This window comes from Roseomonas chloroacetimidivorans (assembly GCF_049629625.1).
Taxonomy (GTDB): domain Bacteria; phylum Pseudomonadota; class Alphaproteobacteria; order Acetobacterales; family Acetobacteraceae; genus Roseomonas; species Roseomonas chloroacetimidivorans.
The window spans coordinates 21,435-36,139 of the sequence record NZ_JBNBZS010000001.1; the positions used below are offsets into that span (position 1 = coordinate 21,435).

The window sequence follows — 14,705 nt, forward strand, 5'->3', positions numbered from 1 at the left end:
CCGGCCGGCACGGCTGTTTCGCTTCCGCGCGTGGCGGGCCGAGATGACGCCTCAGCCATCCCGCCCCGTCGCGAAGAACCAGCCGATCAGCCGTCGCTCCAGCCAGAGGAAGCCGCGGTTCAGCCCGTAGCCCAGCGCGGCGAGCACGAGCACGGCCGCGTACATCTCCTCCGCCCGCCCGGCGAACTGCATGAGGACAAGATAGTGGCCGACGCCCTGCTCGCCTGCGAGCATCTCGGCTACCACGGTGGTGACCAGCGCCAGGGCCAGGGCCACGCGAAGGCCGGCCAGCACATAGGGCAGGATGGCCGGCAGGGTGACGCGGAACAGGCGCCGCCAGGGCGACACGCCGAAGGTGCGGGCCATCGCGATCTGGTCCGCCTCCACGGCGCGCAGTCCCTGGGCCGTGTTGGTCAGCACCGGGAAGAAGGCGGTGACCGCCGCCACGGTGATCTTCATCCCGTTGTCCAGCCCCAGGAACAGGACCAGAGGGGGGATGATGGCCGGGATGGGAATGGGCCGGAACAGCTCCACAGTCGGGCCGAGGATGCTCTGCGCGATGCGGCTGGCCCCGAAAAGCAGCCCCATCGCGATGCCCACGACAGCGCCCGCCGCCAGCCCGGTGAACATCCGCGCCAGGGTCGATCCGACCAGCGCCGGGATCTCGCCGGAGGCGGTGTCCCGCGCCAACGCCATCAGCACCCGCGTCAGCGGCGGCCAGTTCGGGCTGTCCACCATGCCCGTCCGCGCCGACACCTCCCAGAGGAGGAGCAGCGCCGCGACCAGCAACACGCCGCTGCTCGGCCGCAGCCGGAGCAGCGCCGCACCCGCCGCTGCCCCGGACGCTGCCCGCGGCGCGGTGCCCGGACTTGCCAAGCTCCGGCCTGCCACCTCAGGCCTTCGCCGTGCGGAAGATCAGCTCTGCAGGCGCGGGATAGCGCCCGCCCAGCCCATATTTCGTCATGGTCGCGATCACCTCCGCGATCTCCGCCTCCGTGACCTGCTTCGTGTAGACGGTAAAGGCGCAGTTCTTCAGCCGTTCAAGCGGCACGCGCGAGAAGTTCGAGATGAGTTGCAGCAGCTCGGGCTTGCCCAGGCGCTCATTCACCCAGTCCGTGCCCTTGTAGAGCCCGCGGGCGAAGCGTTCGAACACCTCGCCGTTCTTCTCCACATCCTCCCTCATGGCGAAATATTGCGCGATGGAGGAGGAGGGCGCCGTCTCCTGGATGAACCAGCCGATGCGCTCCAGCTTGTCGCCATGAGTCTCCAGCGCCGCAGTCACGAAAGGCTCGCTGAACAGGCCGGCATCGATCTGCCCGCCGGCCAGAGCATCGGCCATCTGAGGGAAGGGCACCTCGACCGTGGTCACCTTCTTCCAGTCGCCGCCGGTCTTGTCGATCCAGGCCATGCCGCGCAGCCAGACGACATTGTTGCGCGTGTTGGATGCGATGCGCTTGCCTTCAAGCTGCTTACCACTGGTGATGCCGGATCCCTTGCGGACCAGGATCGCCATGCAGTCCGGCGGGTTCGGCTGCCCGCGCACGGAAGCGGCGGCGATGCGGAAATCCAGCCCCTCCCGCACACCCAGCAGGCCTGAGACGGTGTTGGAGAAGGCCAGGCGGAACTGCTGCGCCACCAGCCCCGGCAGGCCTGTTGCGCCGCCGGCGGTGGTGGAGGTGTCGATCTCAATTCCTTCCGCCGCAAAGTAGCCCTGCGCGATGGCGGCGTGCAGCGGCGCCACGTCCAGCACGGGGATCACGCTGACGCGCAGCTTGGTGAGCGCCTGAGCCTTGATGGCTGGCGCGGCCAGTGGCAGGGCGAGGCCGGCGCCGAGCGCGGCGCGACGGGTAATGCTGTTCATTCCGGTGGTCTCCTCTCTATCGTTCTGTTCAGCTGCGGGTCTGCCAATGCAGGGCGCGCGCTTCGGCCCAGGCGAAGGCTGCGTTCAGAAGCAACCCCACGACGGCCAGGATCACGAGCCAGGCATACATCTGCCGGATCAGGAAGCTGCGCTGCATGTCCAGGATGAGGAAGCCGAGCCCCCCCTGCCCGGTCAGCATCTCGGACAGCACGGCGATGATGAGCGCGAGGCCCAGACTGGTGCGCATCCCCGCCAGGATGAAGGGCAGCGATGCCGGGAGCACGACATACCAAAGAGCGCGGGCCGTGCCCCAACCATGGGTGCGCGCCGAGTCCAGCAGCACGCGATCCACACCGCGCACACCTTGCAAGGTATTGACCAGCACAGGGAAGGTCACGGCCAGGGCGACGGAGGTGATCTTCATGGTGTTGTCGATGCCCAGGAACAGCATCAGCGGCGGCACCAGCGCGGATTTCGGAATGGGCCGCATCAGCTCCACCAGCGGCTCCAGCAGCCGGTAGGCCGCGCCCCACCATCCCATCGCCGTGCCCAGCGCAATGCCGATGACCGACCCAATGGCAAAGCCCGCGAAGACCAGTTTCAGCGTGGCGAAGAGCGGCCCCAGCACCTCGCCCGAGGCCAGCAAGTCACTCAGCACTTCCCAGATCGCGGAGGGCGGCGGCATCAGGGCGCGCCGAATGAAGCCGTTCTGCACCAGCCACTCCAGCGCAGCGATCAGCAACGCCAGAAAGGCGAGCCCGGGCAGCAGGCGGAGGAGGCGTTCAGGCCGCATGGCCGCCCCGGGTCAGTAGGGCATCCAACAATTCATGCCGCAATTCGAGGAACCGGGGCGTCTCGCGTACCTCCACGGCATCGCGCGGGCGCGGCAGCTCGGTCTCGACCACGCGGGCGATGGTGGAGGGACGCTTGGTCAGCAGCGCGACACGGTCGGACAGCGCCACCGCCTCCTCCACGTCATGCGTCACCAGCACCACCGTCAGGCCTCGCTTCTCCCATAAGTCGAGCATCAGCCGGTGCAGATCGAGGCGCGTCAGCGCATCCACGGCGCTGAACGGCTCATCCATGAGCAGGATCTTCGGTTCCGCCGCCAGCGCGCGCGCCAGGGCCACGCGCTGCTGCATGCCGCCGGAAAGCTGCCAGGGAAAATGGTCCCCGAAGCCGGTCAGCCCGACCGCCTCAAGCTGAGCATCCGCCGCCCCACGTGCCTTTGCGCGCGACATGCCGGGCCGGTGCTCCACCGCGAAGGCCACATTGTCCCGCACGCTGCGCCAGGGCAGCAGGGACCGGCCATATTGCTGGAACACATAGACGGCCTCCGGTGGCGGCCCTTTCACAACCCGTCCGGCCACGCGCACCGATCCGGCCGAAGGCGACATCAGCCCGGCGGCGATCTGCAGCAGCGTGGACTTCCCGCAGCCCGAGGGGCCGAGGATGGACAGGAATTCACCCTCCCGCACAGAAAGGGAAAGCTTGTCCATGGCCAGGGTCGGCGGCCCGCCCCGCGCGGGGAAGGATTTCTCTACCGCCTCCAACTCGAGAATCGCCATCCCCACCCTCTTGGACCGGTTTCTAGAAAATCTCGAAGTACTCCCGCTGCTCCCATTCCGAGACCTCCGCCTCGAAGCGGGCGATCTCGGCGCGCTTGATCCGCAGGAACCAGTCGACGAAGTCCTCGCCGAAAGCCTCGCGCGTCATTTCGCTCCTGTCCAGCGCGTCCAGTGCCTCCGCCAGACTGCGGGGAAGCGGATCGGCCTGGGTCTCGTAGGGTGTATCGGCAGGCGGGCCTGGGTCGCGCCCCCTCGTAATGCCGTCCAGCCCGAAATGGAGCTGCGAGGCCATGTAGAGATAGGGATTGGCCGCCGGCTCCCCGACCCGGTTCTCCAGCCGCGTGGCGCGGTCCCCCGGCTGGCCCAGGGCGCGCACCATCACGCCACGGTTGTCGATGCCCCAGACCGCCCGGTCCGGTGCCAGGGAGAGCGGCCGGTAGCGCCGGTAACCATTGATGGTCGGCGTCGAAAAGGCGGCCGCCGCCCGTGCATGGTGCAGCAGCCCACCGAGGTAGTTGAGCGCCGTCGGCGAAAGCAGCGCACCGCCCTCCCCGACAAAGGCGTTCCGCCCGGTCGCGCGATCCGTCAGCGACTGATGCAGGTGCCAGCCGGAGGACATGACGTTCGGAATCCGCGGCCGGCACATGAAGGTGGCGTGGTAACCATGCCGCCGCGCCACCTGCTTCACCGCGGAGCGGAACAGGATCGCGTTGTCGGCCGAGGACATGGCCTCCCGCGCGTCAAAGGTGAACTCGACCTGGCTCGGGCCGTATTCCACTTCCATGGAGCGCAGCGGCAACTCGAGTGATTCCACCGCGTTCCGCAGGATCTCCAGCACCGGATCGAGCGCGTCGTAGCGGACTTCCGTCAGGTAGTTGTAGCCCTGGGTGAGCAGCGCGACCTCGGGCGGCGTGCCGGGCTGGCCGGCATCTTCCGGCGCCAGCTTCGGATCCAGCAGCCGGAACAGGTGGAATTCCAACTCGATGCCGGTGGTGAAGCCGAAGCCCATCCCCGCCGCCCGCTCCAACGCGCGGCGGAGCTGGTGGCGCGGGGAAAGGGGCACCGGCCTCCCGTCGTGGTAATAGGCGTCGCAGAGCAACCAGCCCGTATGCGGCGCCCAGGGCAGTACCCGGAAGCTGGCAGGATCGGGCAGGATCAGGAAATCCGCTGCCCCCTGCATCTCCTTCATGCCCATGCCAGCGCCGACGGCGAAAACCGGCCAGGCCGTGCGATGCGCGCTGTCCTTCAGCAGCATCGTCGTGGTCATGGCGATGCCCTCGCGCAGCGCCCGCGCGGCATCGGCCGCTACCACCGTTTTGCCGCGCAGGATGCCGTGCTGGTCTGGATAGGACAGGCGAAGCACGCCGATCCCTTCCGCCTCGATCCGATGCAGGATCTCGGTCGCGCGCTCCCGGGCCGCCGCGTCGTGCAGCCCATGCCGTTCCACGAAGCTCATGCCAGCGAAGCGGTCATTCTGCCGCCAGGGCGGGCGCGGACCAGGGCGCCGCAGCCCGGCGGCGCGCCACGGCGGCCTTCCAATGCGCCTGCCAATTGTCGCTCGGCGCCATGCCGTCGATGGTCGCGGGGCCGGTCATGTTCGCTGCCTCGGAAGGACCGATCGCCATGAGCGGCGCCCTGCCCTCCTCCACCGCAGCCATCGCGCGCAGCAACAGACGGCGATTGGCCGCGATGGCCTTGTCGGTGGAGGCGAGATGTTCCCGCGTGCGGTCCTGGATCGCGCCCTGGCTCTCCACCGCCCACTGGTCATGCGTGTTGATGTCGTGACCCATGCCCGTATAGGTCTGGCTGGCCTGCTCGGCGGGGTCGTAGCCGTATTCGTTGCGGCGATTGCGGCGCGCCACGTAGTCCGGCAGGGCATAGGTCTCCAGCCGCTGCGCGCGCATGGTGGCGTGGTCCACCGGCGCGCCGAAGCTGGTGAAGATGGCGATCCAGTAGCAGCGCGTGTCATCCACGGGCATGTGCCACTGGGTGATCGTCATCTCCGCGCTCATCGGAATCACGAAGGCCTGGGGGAAATACAGGTTCGTCACACGCACATGCGTGGTCTGGTCGTTAATCTTGCGGAGCGCGGTGACGCGCAGCCCGTAATCGGTGTTGTCGACTTCAATCTGCGGGCGCGGGAACTCACGCAGCACATAGGTCATCGGCAGGTCGGAACCGTCAGAGGCACCGCGGAACTGCTTGCCATAGGCCTCCTTCGAATCGCCGTCCTCGAAGAAGCGGTGCAGGAAGGACGCGTGCGCGGGGTCGATCCCGACCTCCAGCGCTTGCAGCCAGTTGCACTCGATCAGCCCCTTGAAGGCAAAGGTATGCGTCTCCGGCGCGACGAAACAGTCGAAGGCCGGCAGCGCGGGCGCCTCCCCCTCGCCGAGATAGGCGAAGACAATGCCGGAGCGGACCTGCACGGGATAGGAGCGCGTGCGGATGCGCTGGCAAAGCGTGCTTCCCTCGGGCTCCGCCGGCGTTTCCAGGCAGCGCCCATCCGTGGCGAAAAGCCAGCCATGAAAAGGGCAGCGCAACCCGCCATCCTCCAGCCGCCCATAGGCCAGGTCCACGCCGCGATGCGGACAGTCCCGGTCAATCAGCCCGATCTGCCCGGCCTCGTCGCGGAACAGCACGAAATCCTGCCCGAGCGCGCGCACGGGACGGACCGGCCGCGGACCGTTCAGCTCGTCCAGCAGCGCGACCGGCTGCCAGTAACGGCGCAGCAAGGCACCACCCGGCGTGCCGGGGCCAACCTGGGTGAGACGGCGATTCTGCTCCGCAGTCATCATGGGAACGGGGCCCTCCAGTTGTTCGATGACCGAACACTTGTACGATTGTAGAATTACACTGGCGTGGCACGCAACGCAGGACTGTTCGGGACAGGTGGAACCAGAATCATGCCAAAACTCGGCGCCGAGGCGACCAAGCGGAGGGAGCAAGCTGCCCATGGGCCCGAACACTCGGAAGCCCTGGCCCGCGGCCTGGCCATCCTTGGCGCCTTCGGCCCTGACCGGCGCCAGATGACACTCGCCGAGGTGGCGCGCGCGGTGGATCTGCCGCGCGCCACGGCACGCCGCGCCCTGCTCACCCTGGTTCATCTCGGCCTGGTGGAGAGCGACGGGCGCCTCTTCCGGCTTACGCCGCGCGTCCTGCGCCTGGCCTCCGGCTATCTCGGCGCGAATGGCGTTTCCTCGGTCCTGCAGCCGCTCTGCGAGCGCCTGGCCGCCACCACCGTCTCGGCCTGCTCCGTCGCGATGCTGGACGGCGCGGACATCGTCTTCGTCGCCTATGGCATCCCGGCGCGGCTCGTGCCCGTGAACACCATGATCGGCACGCGGCTTCCCGCCCACTGCACGGCACTTGGCCGCGTCCTCCTTGCCGCCCTGCCGGATGCGGCACTGGATGCGCTGCTGGCGGCCTCGCCGCCGCGCGCGATGACGCCACGGACGGAAACCAAGCCTGCCCGGGTGCGTGCTGCCATCCTCGCAGCGCGCGAGGCCGGCTATGCCTATGTGGAGGAGGAGATGGAGCTGGGCTTCCGCTCCCTCGCCGTGCCGCTGCGGCGCTACGACGGCAAGGTCGTGGCCGCGCTCAATATCGGTACATCGCTCGCCCTGGCTCCTGAGGGCGACATGGTTGCGCGCCTTCTGCCTCTGCTGCGGTCAGAAGCAGAGGAACTGTCGGCGCAGTTGGTCTGATCCGCTCCGCGCCGAGGCGTCCAACCCATTGCCAACTCGGCCGTTCTTACGTGCGGGAACAGGGACAATGGAGAGCCGGTGCGGAGGGAGGCGCCAATTGGGGAGGCAATCGGCGGGACGTCCCCGGCCGAAGCCCGCGACCTGCGGATCGCTCTGTCTGAAGCCCAGGCGGAGGCGGCCCAATTGCGGGAGCGCCTCCGGGTGGCGGAGCGCCAGCTCGCGGCCAATCGCGCACTGGCTTCTGCCCGGCTGGCCGCCGTCGAGGATGACGACCCCATGCTGGGGGAGGCGCTGGAGGATCTCGGCTCGCTCGCGGCCGAGTTGGAGGAGGCCAATGCGGCGCTCGCACAGGAGGTGGCCGAGCGCCGCGCCGAACTCCTCGCCGTGGACGCCGCCCTGCGCGAGAGCGAGGAGCGTCTTCGCTTCGCGCATCGCTACGCCGGTGCCGGCGCCTGGGAATGGGACGTCCCGACCGGTCGCATGACCTGGTCCCAGGAATACCGCGAGTTGCTGGGTCTCAGCCCCGAGACCCCGGCCTCCTATGGGGCCTGGATTGAGGGCATCCTGGCGGAAGACCGCGCCGAAGCCGAAGGCGCCGTGCGGCGCAGCCTTGATGACGGCACGCCGGAGTTCGAGTTGGAATACCGCATCGAGCATCCACGGCGCGGTATCCTATGGCTGGCCACGCGCGGAAGGTTGCACCGGGGCGGGGATGGCCGGCCGATGCGGGTGAGTGCTCTCTGCATCGACATTACCGCCCGCAAGCGCGCCGAACTCGCGTTGCGGGACGCCAATGCGAACCTCCAGCGGGAGGTCGAGCGCGAGGTGGCGGCACGGGAGGCCGCCCAGGCACGTCTGACGCAGACCTTGAAACTGGAGGCGCTGGGGCAGCTGACCGGCGGCGTCGCGCATGACTTCAACAATCTCCTCGCGGTTGTCACGGCCGGAATCTCTCTCCTCCGCCGCACCGAGGACCCGGCACGGCGAGAGAAGCTGCTCTCCAGCATCACCCAGGCTGCCCAGCGCGGAGCAGACCTCACCCGCCGGCTGCTGACCTTCGCCCGCCGCCAGGCGCTTCGGCCGGAGCCGATCCCCCTCGCCCACTGGTTGCGGGACATCGGCGGCCTGCTCGCCCGCACGCTGCGGGCCAATATCGCGGTGGAGGTCGAGGCGCCCCACGACATCTGGCCCGTGCTCGCGGACCCATCCGAGATGGAACTGGCGGTGATGAACCTCGCCCTGAACGGGCAGGACGCCATGCCGCATGGTGGAGTGCTGCACATCACTGCCCGCAATCTCGTGCTGGAGGGCTCGGAAGAGACGGAAGGGCTCTGCGGTGAGTTCCTGCGGCTGGACGTGCAGGATACGGGCACCGGGATGACGCCCGAGGTCCTCGCCCGCGTCTTCGAGCCCTTCTTCACAACCAAGTCCGGCGGCAGCGGGTTGGGGCTGGCGCAGGTCTATGGCTTCGCGCGGCAGAGCGGCGGCGCGGCGCGCGTGTCCAGCCAACCGGGCATGGGTACCTGCGTAACATTGCTGCTTCCACGGGCGGCCGACGCGCCACGAAGCAACGACATGCCGCGCGCGGGTGCAGAGGACCGGCCATTGCGGGTGCTGGTGGTAGAAGATGACGAAGCGGTTGCTGCGCTGGTGCTGGATATGATGCGGCATCTTGGCCACTCGGCTGTACGTGCCACCGGCCCGGCCGACGCCCTCGCCAAGCTGGAGGACGGGCTGGAGGTGGACATCGTCTTCACCGACGTGCTGATGCCCGGCGGGATGGACGGGCTGGATCTGGCCCAGGCGCTGCGGCGCCTGCGGCCTGACCTGCCGGTGCTGCTGACCAGCGGCTATGGCGGCGCGCCCGCCAGGGTGGCGGAAGTGGGGCTTCCCTTGCTGCGGAAGCCCTACAGCCTGGGCACCTTGCGCGAGGCTTTGGCCGCCGCCGCACAGCGCTGACACGGCACCGTCATCGGTCCGCCCTTGGACGGCGCAAAGCCGGCGGGTTCATATGGCGCCATGGCTCTTGCTCTCCGGCATGTCCGTTCCCCCTGGCGCTGGCTTCGCCGCGCGATCCTGCTGCTGGTGCTCCTGCCGGTCCTGGCGCTGGCGCTCGTCGCGGGCGCCGTCTGGCTGACACTGCCCGGCACAGAAGCGGCGCTTCGCCTGGCCGGGCTTTCCGCCCCTGTCGAGATCGAATTCGATGCCCGAGGGATCCCCCGCATCCGCGCCGCGACTGAACGCGACGCGGCCATGGCCCTTGGCGTGCTGCATGCGCGCGACCGCCTGTTCCAGATGGAGATGACGCGCCGTGGCGGCGCAGGACGGCTGAGCGAGGTCGCCGGTCCCTCCACCCTGAGGCTGGACCGCTTCGTCCGTACCCTCGGCCTGCTCCAGCACGCAGAGGCGGACCTCGCCGCCCTGCCCGCCGATGCTCGTGACATCCTGGAGGCCTATGCCGCGGGGGTGAATGCCTGGATCGCGGAGCGGGGCCGCTTCGCCGCGCCGGAATTCCTGATCCTCGGTGCGCCCGAGCCATGGAAGCCGGTGGACAGCCTTCTCTGGGGCAAGGTCATGGGCCTCTGGCTCTCTGGCAACTGGCGCACCGAGACGGAGCGGGCGCGGCTGGCAACCCTTCTCTCGCCCGAGCGGCTTCAGCAGCTCTGGCCCTCCGATGACAGCGCAGGCCGCCCCGACCTCGCCGCCCTGCCGGATGCGGCGCGCTTCGCGGGCCTGCTGGCCGCCACCCCGCGCTGGGGCGAGGACGCACCCCTGCCGGAATCCGCCTCCAATGCCTGGGCCGTCGCGCCCTCGCACTCCGTGACAGGCGGCGCATTGCTGGCCGCCGACCCGCATCTCGCGCTGCAGGCACCGGCCCTCTGGTATCTTGCACGCATCGAACTGCCGGGCGGGCGCTTCCTGGCGGGCGCCACGGCGCCCGCTGTGCCGATGATCGTGATCGGTCGCAACGAGCGCCTGGCCTGGGGCTTCACCACCACCCATTCCGACACGCAGGACGTCTTCGTCGAGCGCCTGAGGGGTTCCGACACCTATGAGACGCCCGACGGCCCGCGCCCCTTCACGATACGGGAGGAGCGCATCGCCATTCGTGGCCAGCCCGGCGAGGTGCTGCGCGTGCGGGAGACACGGCACGGCCCCGTCATCTCCGACCTGGAAGAGGAGCCGCAGGGCGATCGCGTCCTGGCGGTCTCCATGGCCAGCCTTGCCCCGGCCGACACGCAATTCGCGGGGCTGCTGGCGCTCAATCGCGCGGGCAGCATTGCCCAGGCGCGCGCCGCGGCGGCGCTGATCGCCAGCCCCGCGCAGAACCTGATGGTGGCGGATACGGCTGGCGGAATCGCGATGTTCCTGACCGGCCGCACCCCCGTCCGCGCCGCCGGTGACGGCACGCTGCCCGTGCCGGGCTGGGACGGCGCGCATGACTGGACGGGCTGGATCCCCTTCGACGCGATGCCGCATGTGCAGGCACCCGCCAGCGGGGTGCTGGTGAACGCGAACAACCGCGTGCAGCCGCCGGACAGCGACATCTTCCTGGGCCGCGACTGGTTCGGAGACTGGCGCTTTCGCCGCATTGGCGAATTGCTGCGCCAACGCCCCCGCCATGCCCCGGGCGACTTCGCGGCTATGCAGGCGGATGCAGTCAGCCTGCTGGCGCGGGAGATGCTGCCCTTGCTCCTCGCCCCGCCCCGGCCCTCAGGCGCGGCTGGCGCGGCGCGGGACCTGCTGGTCGGCTGGGATGGCGCCATGCAGACCGACCTGCCGCAACCACTGATCTTCAATGCCTGGCTGCGTGAACTGGCCCAGCTCGCCCTGGCTGCTGGCGGGGTGCCGGACGGCGCCTGGGTGGCCGGACCCGAATTCCTGCGGCTCCTCCGTACACCCGAGGGCGCGGACTGGTGTGGCCCCGGCGGCTGCGAGGCGCTCTCCATCCAGGCACTGGAGGCGGCGGTGGCGTCTCTGGCCTCCCGCTTCGGCCCCGAACCCGCCGGCTGGCGCTGGGGCGACGCTCATCGCGTGAAGCTGGAACACCCGCTGCTGCGCCTCGTCCCCTGGTTGGCCGACTGGCTGCGGATCGAGGCTCCGACACCAGGCGATGGACAGACCGTGAACCGGGGCGGGATGGGGCGGGACTTCTCGCACATCCATGGGCCCGGCCTGCGGATCGTCATGGATCTCGCCTCGCCCGACGGGGTGGCGGCGGCGATCGCCACGGGCCAGTCGGGCAATCCCTTCTCTCGCCATTGGAGCGACCTGAACGCCGGCTGGGCAGCCGGCCGGCTGGAAGCTTTGCCCGCGGGGGCCCCTGCGGTGGCGCGACTTCGGCTGGAACCGTGAGTATCTTGCGCGGAATGGTGTGAAACCCGGCGCTGCCGCGCTACGCTCCAACAGACTGTTTACTGTCACACCATGGACGGCGGCGCGTATTCCGCCGAAACTAGGCTTCTCATGCTGCACCGCGCCCAACGCCGACCGCAGTTCTTCTACACCACCGCCCCCCTGCCCTGCCCCTATCTGGCCGGGCGGACGGAACGGAAGGTGGTTACCGAGCTTTCGGGGCCGGAAGGCGAAGCACTGCATGACCGTCTTTCCCGCGCCGGCTTCCGCCGCAGCCATAACATCGCCTATGCGCCGGTCTGCCCGGGCTGCCAGTCCTGCATCCCGATCCGCATCGTGGTGGAGGATTTCCAGCCCGGCCGTACCCATCGCCGCGTCCTCCGCAACAATGCCGGAGTGATCGCGCAGGAAGTGCCGGCGCGCGCCACGGCTGAGCAATTCGCCCTGTTCCAGCGCTATCAACGCGCCCGCCACCGGGATGGCGACATGGCCGCCATGGGCTTCTACGATTACCGCGCCATGGTGGAGGATACGCCGATTACCACCATGCTGATCGAGTTCCGGGAGGCGCCGGACCGGCTGGTGGGCGCCTGCCTGACCGATTGGCTGAAGGACGGGCTCTCCGCCGTCTATTCCTTTTTCGAACCAGACTATGCCGGGCGGTCCCTCGGCACGCTGGCGATCCTGCATCTGGTGGAACGGGCGCGGGAGCTGGGCCTGCCCTATGTCTATCTCGGCTACTGGGTGCCGCAGAGCGCCAAGATGGCCTACAAGGCCAGCTTCAAGCCCAGTGAAATCCTGACCAACGGCGTCTGGCACCCGCTGCGGGATGGCGTGGTGCCGGCCGCGACGCTGGTACCGGAGAGCGTGGGGTAAGGCGGCCGCCTTACCCCCTGCCACCTCACCCGTCGAAGCGGTTGGACCGCGGGAAGCCGTTCGGCGGCATCTTCCCGGCACCGCCGCGATTGCCGCGCCATGGGGCCAGCGCCGTCTCCGTCCGCACGCGCCCGCCGAGCACCCAGGTCAGGCCATCGCTCTTCGCGAAGACCTTCACGTCGGACAGCCCGCCATCGCGATAGCCCTGCAAAGCCACGCCGCGGCCGCGCGACATCTCCGGCACCTGCTCCAGCGGAAAGACCAGCATCTTCCGGTTGTCGCCGATCACCGCCACCGTGTCGCCCTCCACCGGCGCGCAGGCGGTCAGCATGTCCGGCGCGTCCACCACCAGGATCTGCTTGCCCGTGCGCTTCTCAGCCAGCAGGTCTTCCGACTTCACGACAAAGCCGCGGCCCGCCGAGGAGGCCAGGAGGAACTTCAGCCCCTCCTTCCACACAAAGGCGGAAAGGATGGTGTCCTCGTTCCCAAGCTCCACCATCAGCCGCACCGGCTGCCCGTCTCCGCGCCCGCGCGGAATGGCATCGGCCTTGATGGTGTAGGCACGCCCGTTCGAGGCCATGAAGCCGATCCGGTCCGTCGTCTCGGCATGCAGCAGCAGGGCGAGGCTGTCGCCCTCCTTGAAGCGCAGCTCCGCCGTGGGTTCGAGGTGGCCCTTCTGCGCCCGCAGCCAGCCCTTCTCCGAAAGAATAATGGTGATTGGCTCGCGCTCGACGAACTGGGATTCGTCGAAGGCCACCGCCACCGCCTCGGTCTGCACCGTGCGGCGGTCGCCCAGCGCGCCGCTGCCGAACTTGTCGCGCGCCGCTTCGATCTCCTCTCCGATCCTCGTCCACTGCGCCTTCTCGCTGGAGAGCAGCTTCTGCAGCCCCTTCAGCTCCTTGGTCAGGCGCTGATGCTCGCGGCGGATCTCCATTTCCTCCAGCTTGCGCAGGGCGCGCAGGCGCATGTTGAGGACGGCCTCGGCCTGGGTGTCAGTCAGGCTGAAGGTCCGGATCAGGACCTCCTTCGGATGATCCTCCTCGCGGACAATGCGGATCACCTCATCGAGGTTCAGATAGACGATGAGATAGCCGTCCAGGATCTCCAGCCGCCGCTCGATCGCGGCCAGCCGGTGCCGCGAACGGCGCACCAGCACCACCTGCCGGTGGTCCAGCCAGGAGCGCAGCACCTCCCGCAGCCCCATGACGCGGGGCGTGCGCTCGGCATCCAGCACGTTCATGTTCAGGGGAATGCGGCTTTCCAGCGGCGTCGCGCGGAACAGGCTTTCCATCAGCATGGCGGGCTCGATGGTGCGGCTCTTCGGCTCCAGCACCATCCGCACCTTGTCCGTGCTCTCGTCCCGCACATCCGCGAGCAGAGGCAGCTTCTTCGCCTCCAGCAACTCCGCGATCTGCTCGATCAGGCGCGACTTCTGCACCTGGTACGGAATTTCCGTGACGACAATGTGCCAGGTACCGTTCTTGACCTTCTCCACCTCCCATTTCGCGCGCAGGCGGAAGCCACCGCGGCCGGTTTCGTAGGCATTCAGGATACTGTCGGCCGGCTCCACCATCACGCCGCCCGTCGGGAAGTCCGGGCCGGGCATGTGGACGAGAAGCTGGGCGGTGGTCGCCTCGGGATTGCGGATCAGCTCCAGCGCGGCCGAGCAGAGCTCACCGGCATTATGGGGCGGGATGCTGGTGGCCATGCCAACCGCGATTCCGTTCGCGCCATTTGCCAGCAGGTTCGGGAAGGCGGCCGGCAGCACCACCGGCTCCTGCTCCTCCCCATCGTAAGTCGGGCGGAAATCGACCGCGTCCTCATCGATGCCCTCCAGAAGGGCCTTCGCCACCTCGGTGAGCTTCGCCTCGGTGTAACGCATGGCCGCGGCGTTATCGCCGTCGATATTGCCGAAATTCCCCTGGCCCTCGACCAGCGGGTAGCGCGCGGCGAAATCCTGGGCGAGCCGCACCAACGCCTCATAGACGGAGGCATCGCCATGTGGATGATACTTGCCGATCACGTCGCCCACGACGCGTGCGCATTTCTTGAATCCGCCCGCAGGGTCCAGCCGCAGCTGCTGCATGGCCCAGAGCAACCGGCGATGCACGGGCTTAAGACCATCGCGTACATCCGGCAGCGACCGCGCCATGATGGTGGACATGGCATAGGCGAGATACCGCTCGGACAGGGCGCCCGCGAGCGGGGTCTCGTTGATCCGGCCGCCCTCGGGGAGCGTTTTCAGGTCATCGGGCATGGTCGGCGGCCCCTTGAGGTGCAGTTGTTCTATGTTCGTTCAGGGTTATCCGTTCTAGCAGGCCGTGCGGCGCCGCGCCAGGG

At 68.7% G+C, this 14,705-nt stretch carries 11 protein-coding genes; 4 read left to right on the forward strand and 7 right to left on the reverse strand.

What is annotated here, in order from left to right:
- Positions 1-51: 51 nt before the first annotated feature.
- The 6 genes from ACO1BU_RS00125 to ACO1BU_RS00150 are packed head-to-tail and all read right to left on the reverse strand — an operon-like array spanning position 52 to position 6,224.
- Positions 52-876, reverse strand: coding sequence for an ABC transporter permease (locus tag ACO1BU_RS00125; RefSeq protein WP_424133859.1), 825 nt, complete (start codon positions 874-876; stop codon positions 52-54).
- 16 nt (positions 877-892) lie between these two features.
- Entirely contained in the window at positions 893-1,861 is a 969-nt protein-coding gene (locus ACO1BU_RS00130) for an ABC transporter substrate-binding protein (RefSeq protein ID WP_424133860.1), read from the reverse strand.
- A gap of 28 nt (positions 1,862-1,889) precedes the next feature.
- Positions 1,890-2,654 (reverse strand): ABC transporter permease, encoded by a 765-nt coding sequence (locus tag ACO1BU_RS00135; RefSeq protein WP_424133861.1) that lies wholly within the window; start codon positions 2,652-2,654, stop codon positions 1,890-1,892.
- Positions 2,644-3,429 (reverse strand): ABC transporter ATP-binding protein, encoded by a 786-nt coding sequence (locus ACO1BU_RS00140; protein WP_424133862.1) that lies wholly within the window; start codon positions 3,427-3,429, stop codon positions 2,644-2,646. Before ACO1BU_RS00140 ends, ACO1BU_RS00135 begins: the two co-directional genes overlap by 11 nt.
- A gap of 22 nt (positions 3,430-3,451) precedes the next feature.
- Positions 3,452-4,885, reverse strand: coding sequence for a glutamine synthetase family protein (locus ACO1BU_RS00145; protein WP_424133863.1), 1,434 nt, complete (start codon positions 4,883-4,885; stop codon positions 3,452-3,454).
- Between the two features lie 13 nt (positions 4,886-4,898).
- Positions 4,899-6,224: a Rieske 2Fe-2S domain-containing protein gene (locus ACO1BU_RS00150; protein ID WP_424133864.1), complete on the reverse strand. Its 1,326-nt coding sequence runs from the start codon at positions 6,222-6,224 to the stop codon at positions 4,899-4,901.
- Positions 6,225-6,332: 108 nt separating this feature from the next.
- Here ACO1BU_RS00150 and ACO1BU_RS00155 point away from each other — a divergent pair, with 108 nt between their 5' ends.
- The 4 genes from ACO1BU_RS00155 to ACO1BU_RS00170 all read left to right on the forward strand — a co-directional run bounded on the left by ACO1BU_RS00155 (position 6,333) and on the right by ACO1BU_RS00170 (position 12,365).
- Entirely contained in the window at positions 6,333-7,133 is an 801-nt protein-coding gene (locus ACO1BU_RS00155; RefSeq protein ID WP_424133865.1) for an IclR family transcriptional regulator domain-containing protein, read from the forward strand.
- Positions 7,134-7,211: 78 nt separating this feature from the next.
- Entirely contained in the window at positions 7,212-9,092 is a 1,881-nt protein-coding gene (locus tag ACO1BU_RS00160) for an ATP-binding protein (protein ID WP_424133866.1), read from the forward strand.
- Between the two features lie 60 nt (positions 9,093-9,152).
- Positions 9,153-11,489: a penicillin acylase family protein gene (locus tag ACO1BU_RS00165; protein ID WP_424133867.1), complete on the forward strand. Its 2,337-nt coding sequence runs from the start codon at positions 9,153-9,155 to the stop codon at positions 11,487-11,489.
- A 111-nt stretch (positions 11,490-11,600) separates the two neighbouring features.
- Complete coding sequence (locus tag ACO1BU_RS00170; RefSeq protein ID WP_424134182.1) at positions 11,601-12,365, forward strand: arginyltransferase; 765 nt, start codon at positions 11,601-11,603, stop codon at positions 12,363-12,365.
- 25 nt (positions 12,366-12,390) lie between these two features.
- Here the strand turns inward: ACO1BU_RS00170 and parC are convergent, their stop codons facing one another.
- The gene (gene parC, locus ACO1BU_RS00175; RefSeq protein WP_424133868.1) at positions 12,391-14,622 is read right to left on the reverse strand and encodes a DNA topoisomerase IV subunit A; all 2,232 of its coding nucleotides are present in this window, start codon (positions 14,620-14,622) and stop codon (positions 12,391-12,393) included.
- Positions 14,623-14,705: the final 83 nt, after the last annotated feature.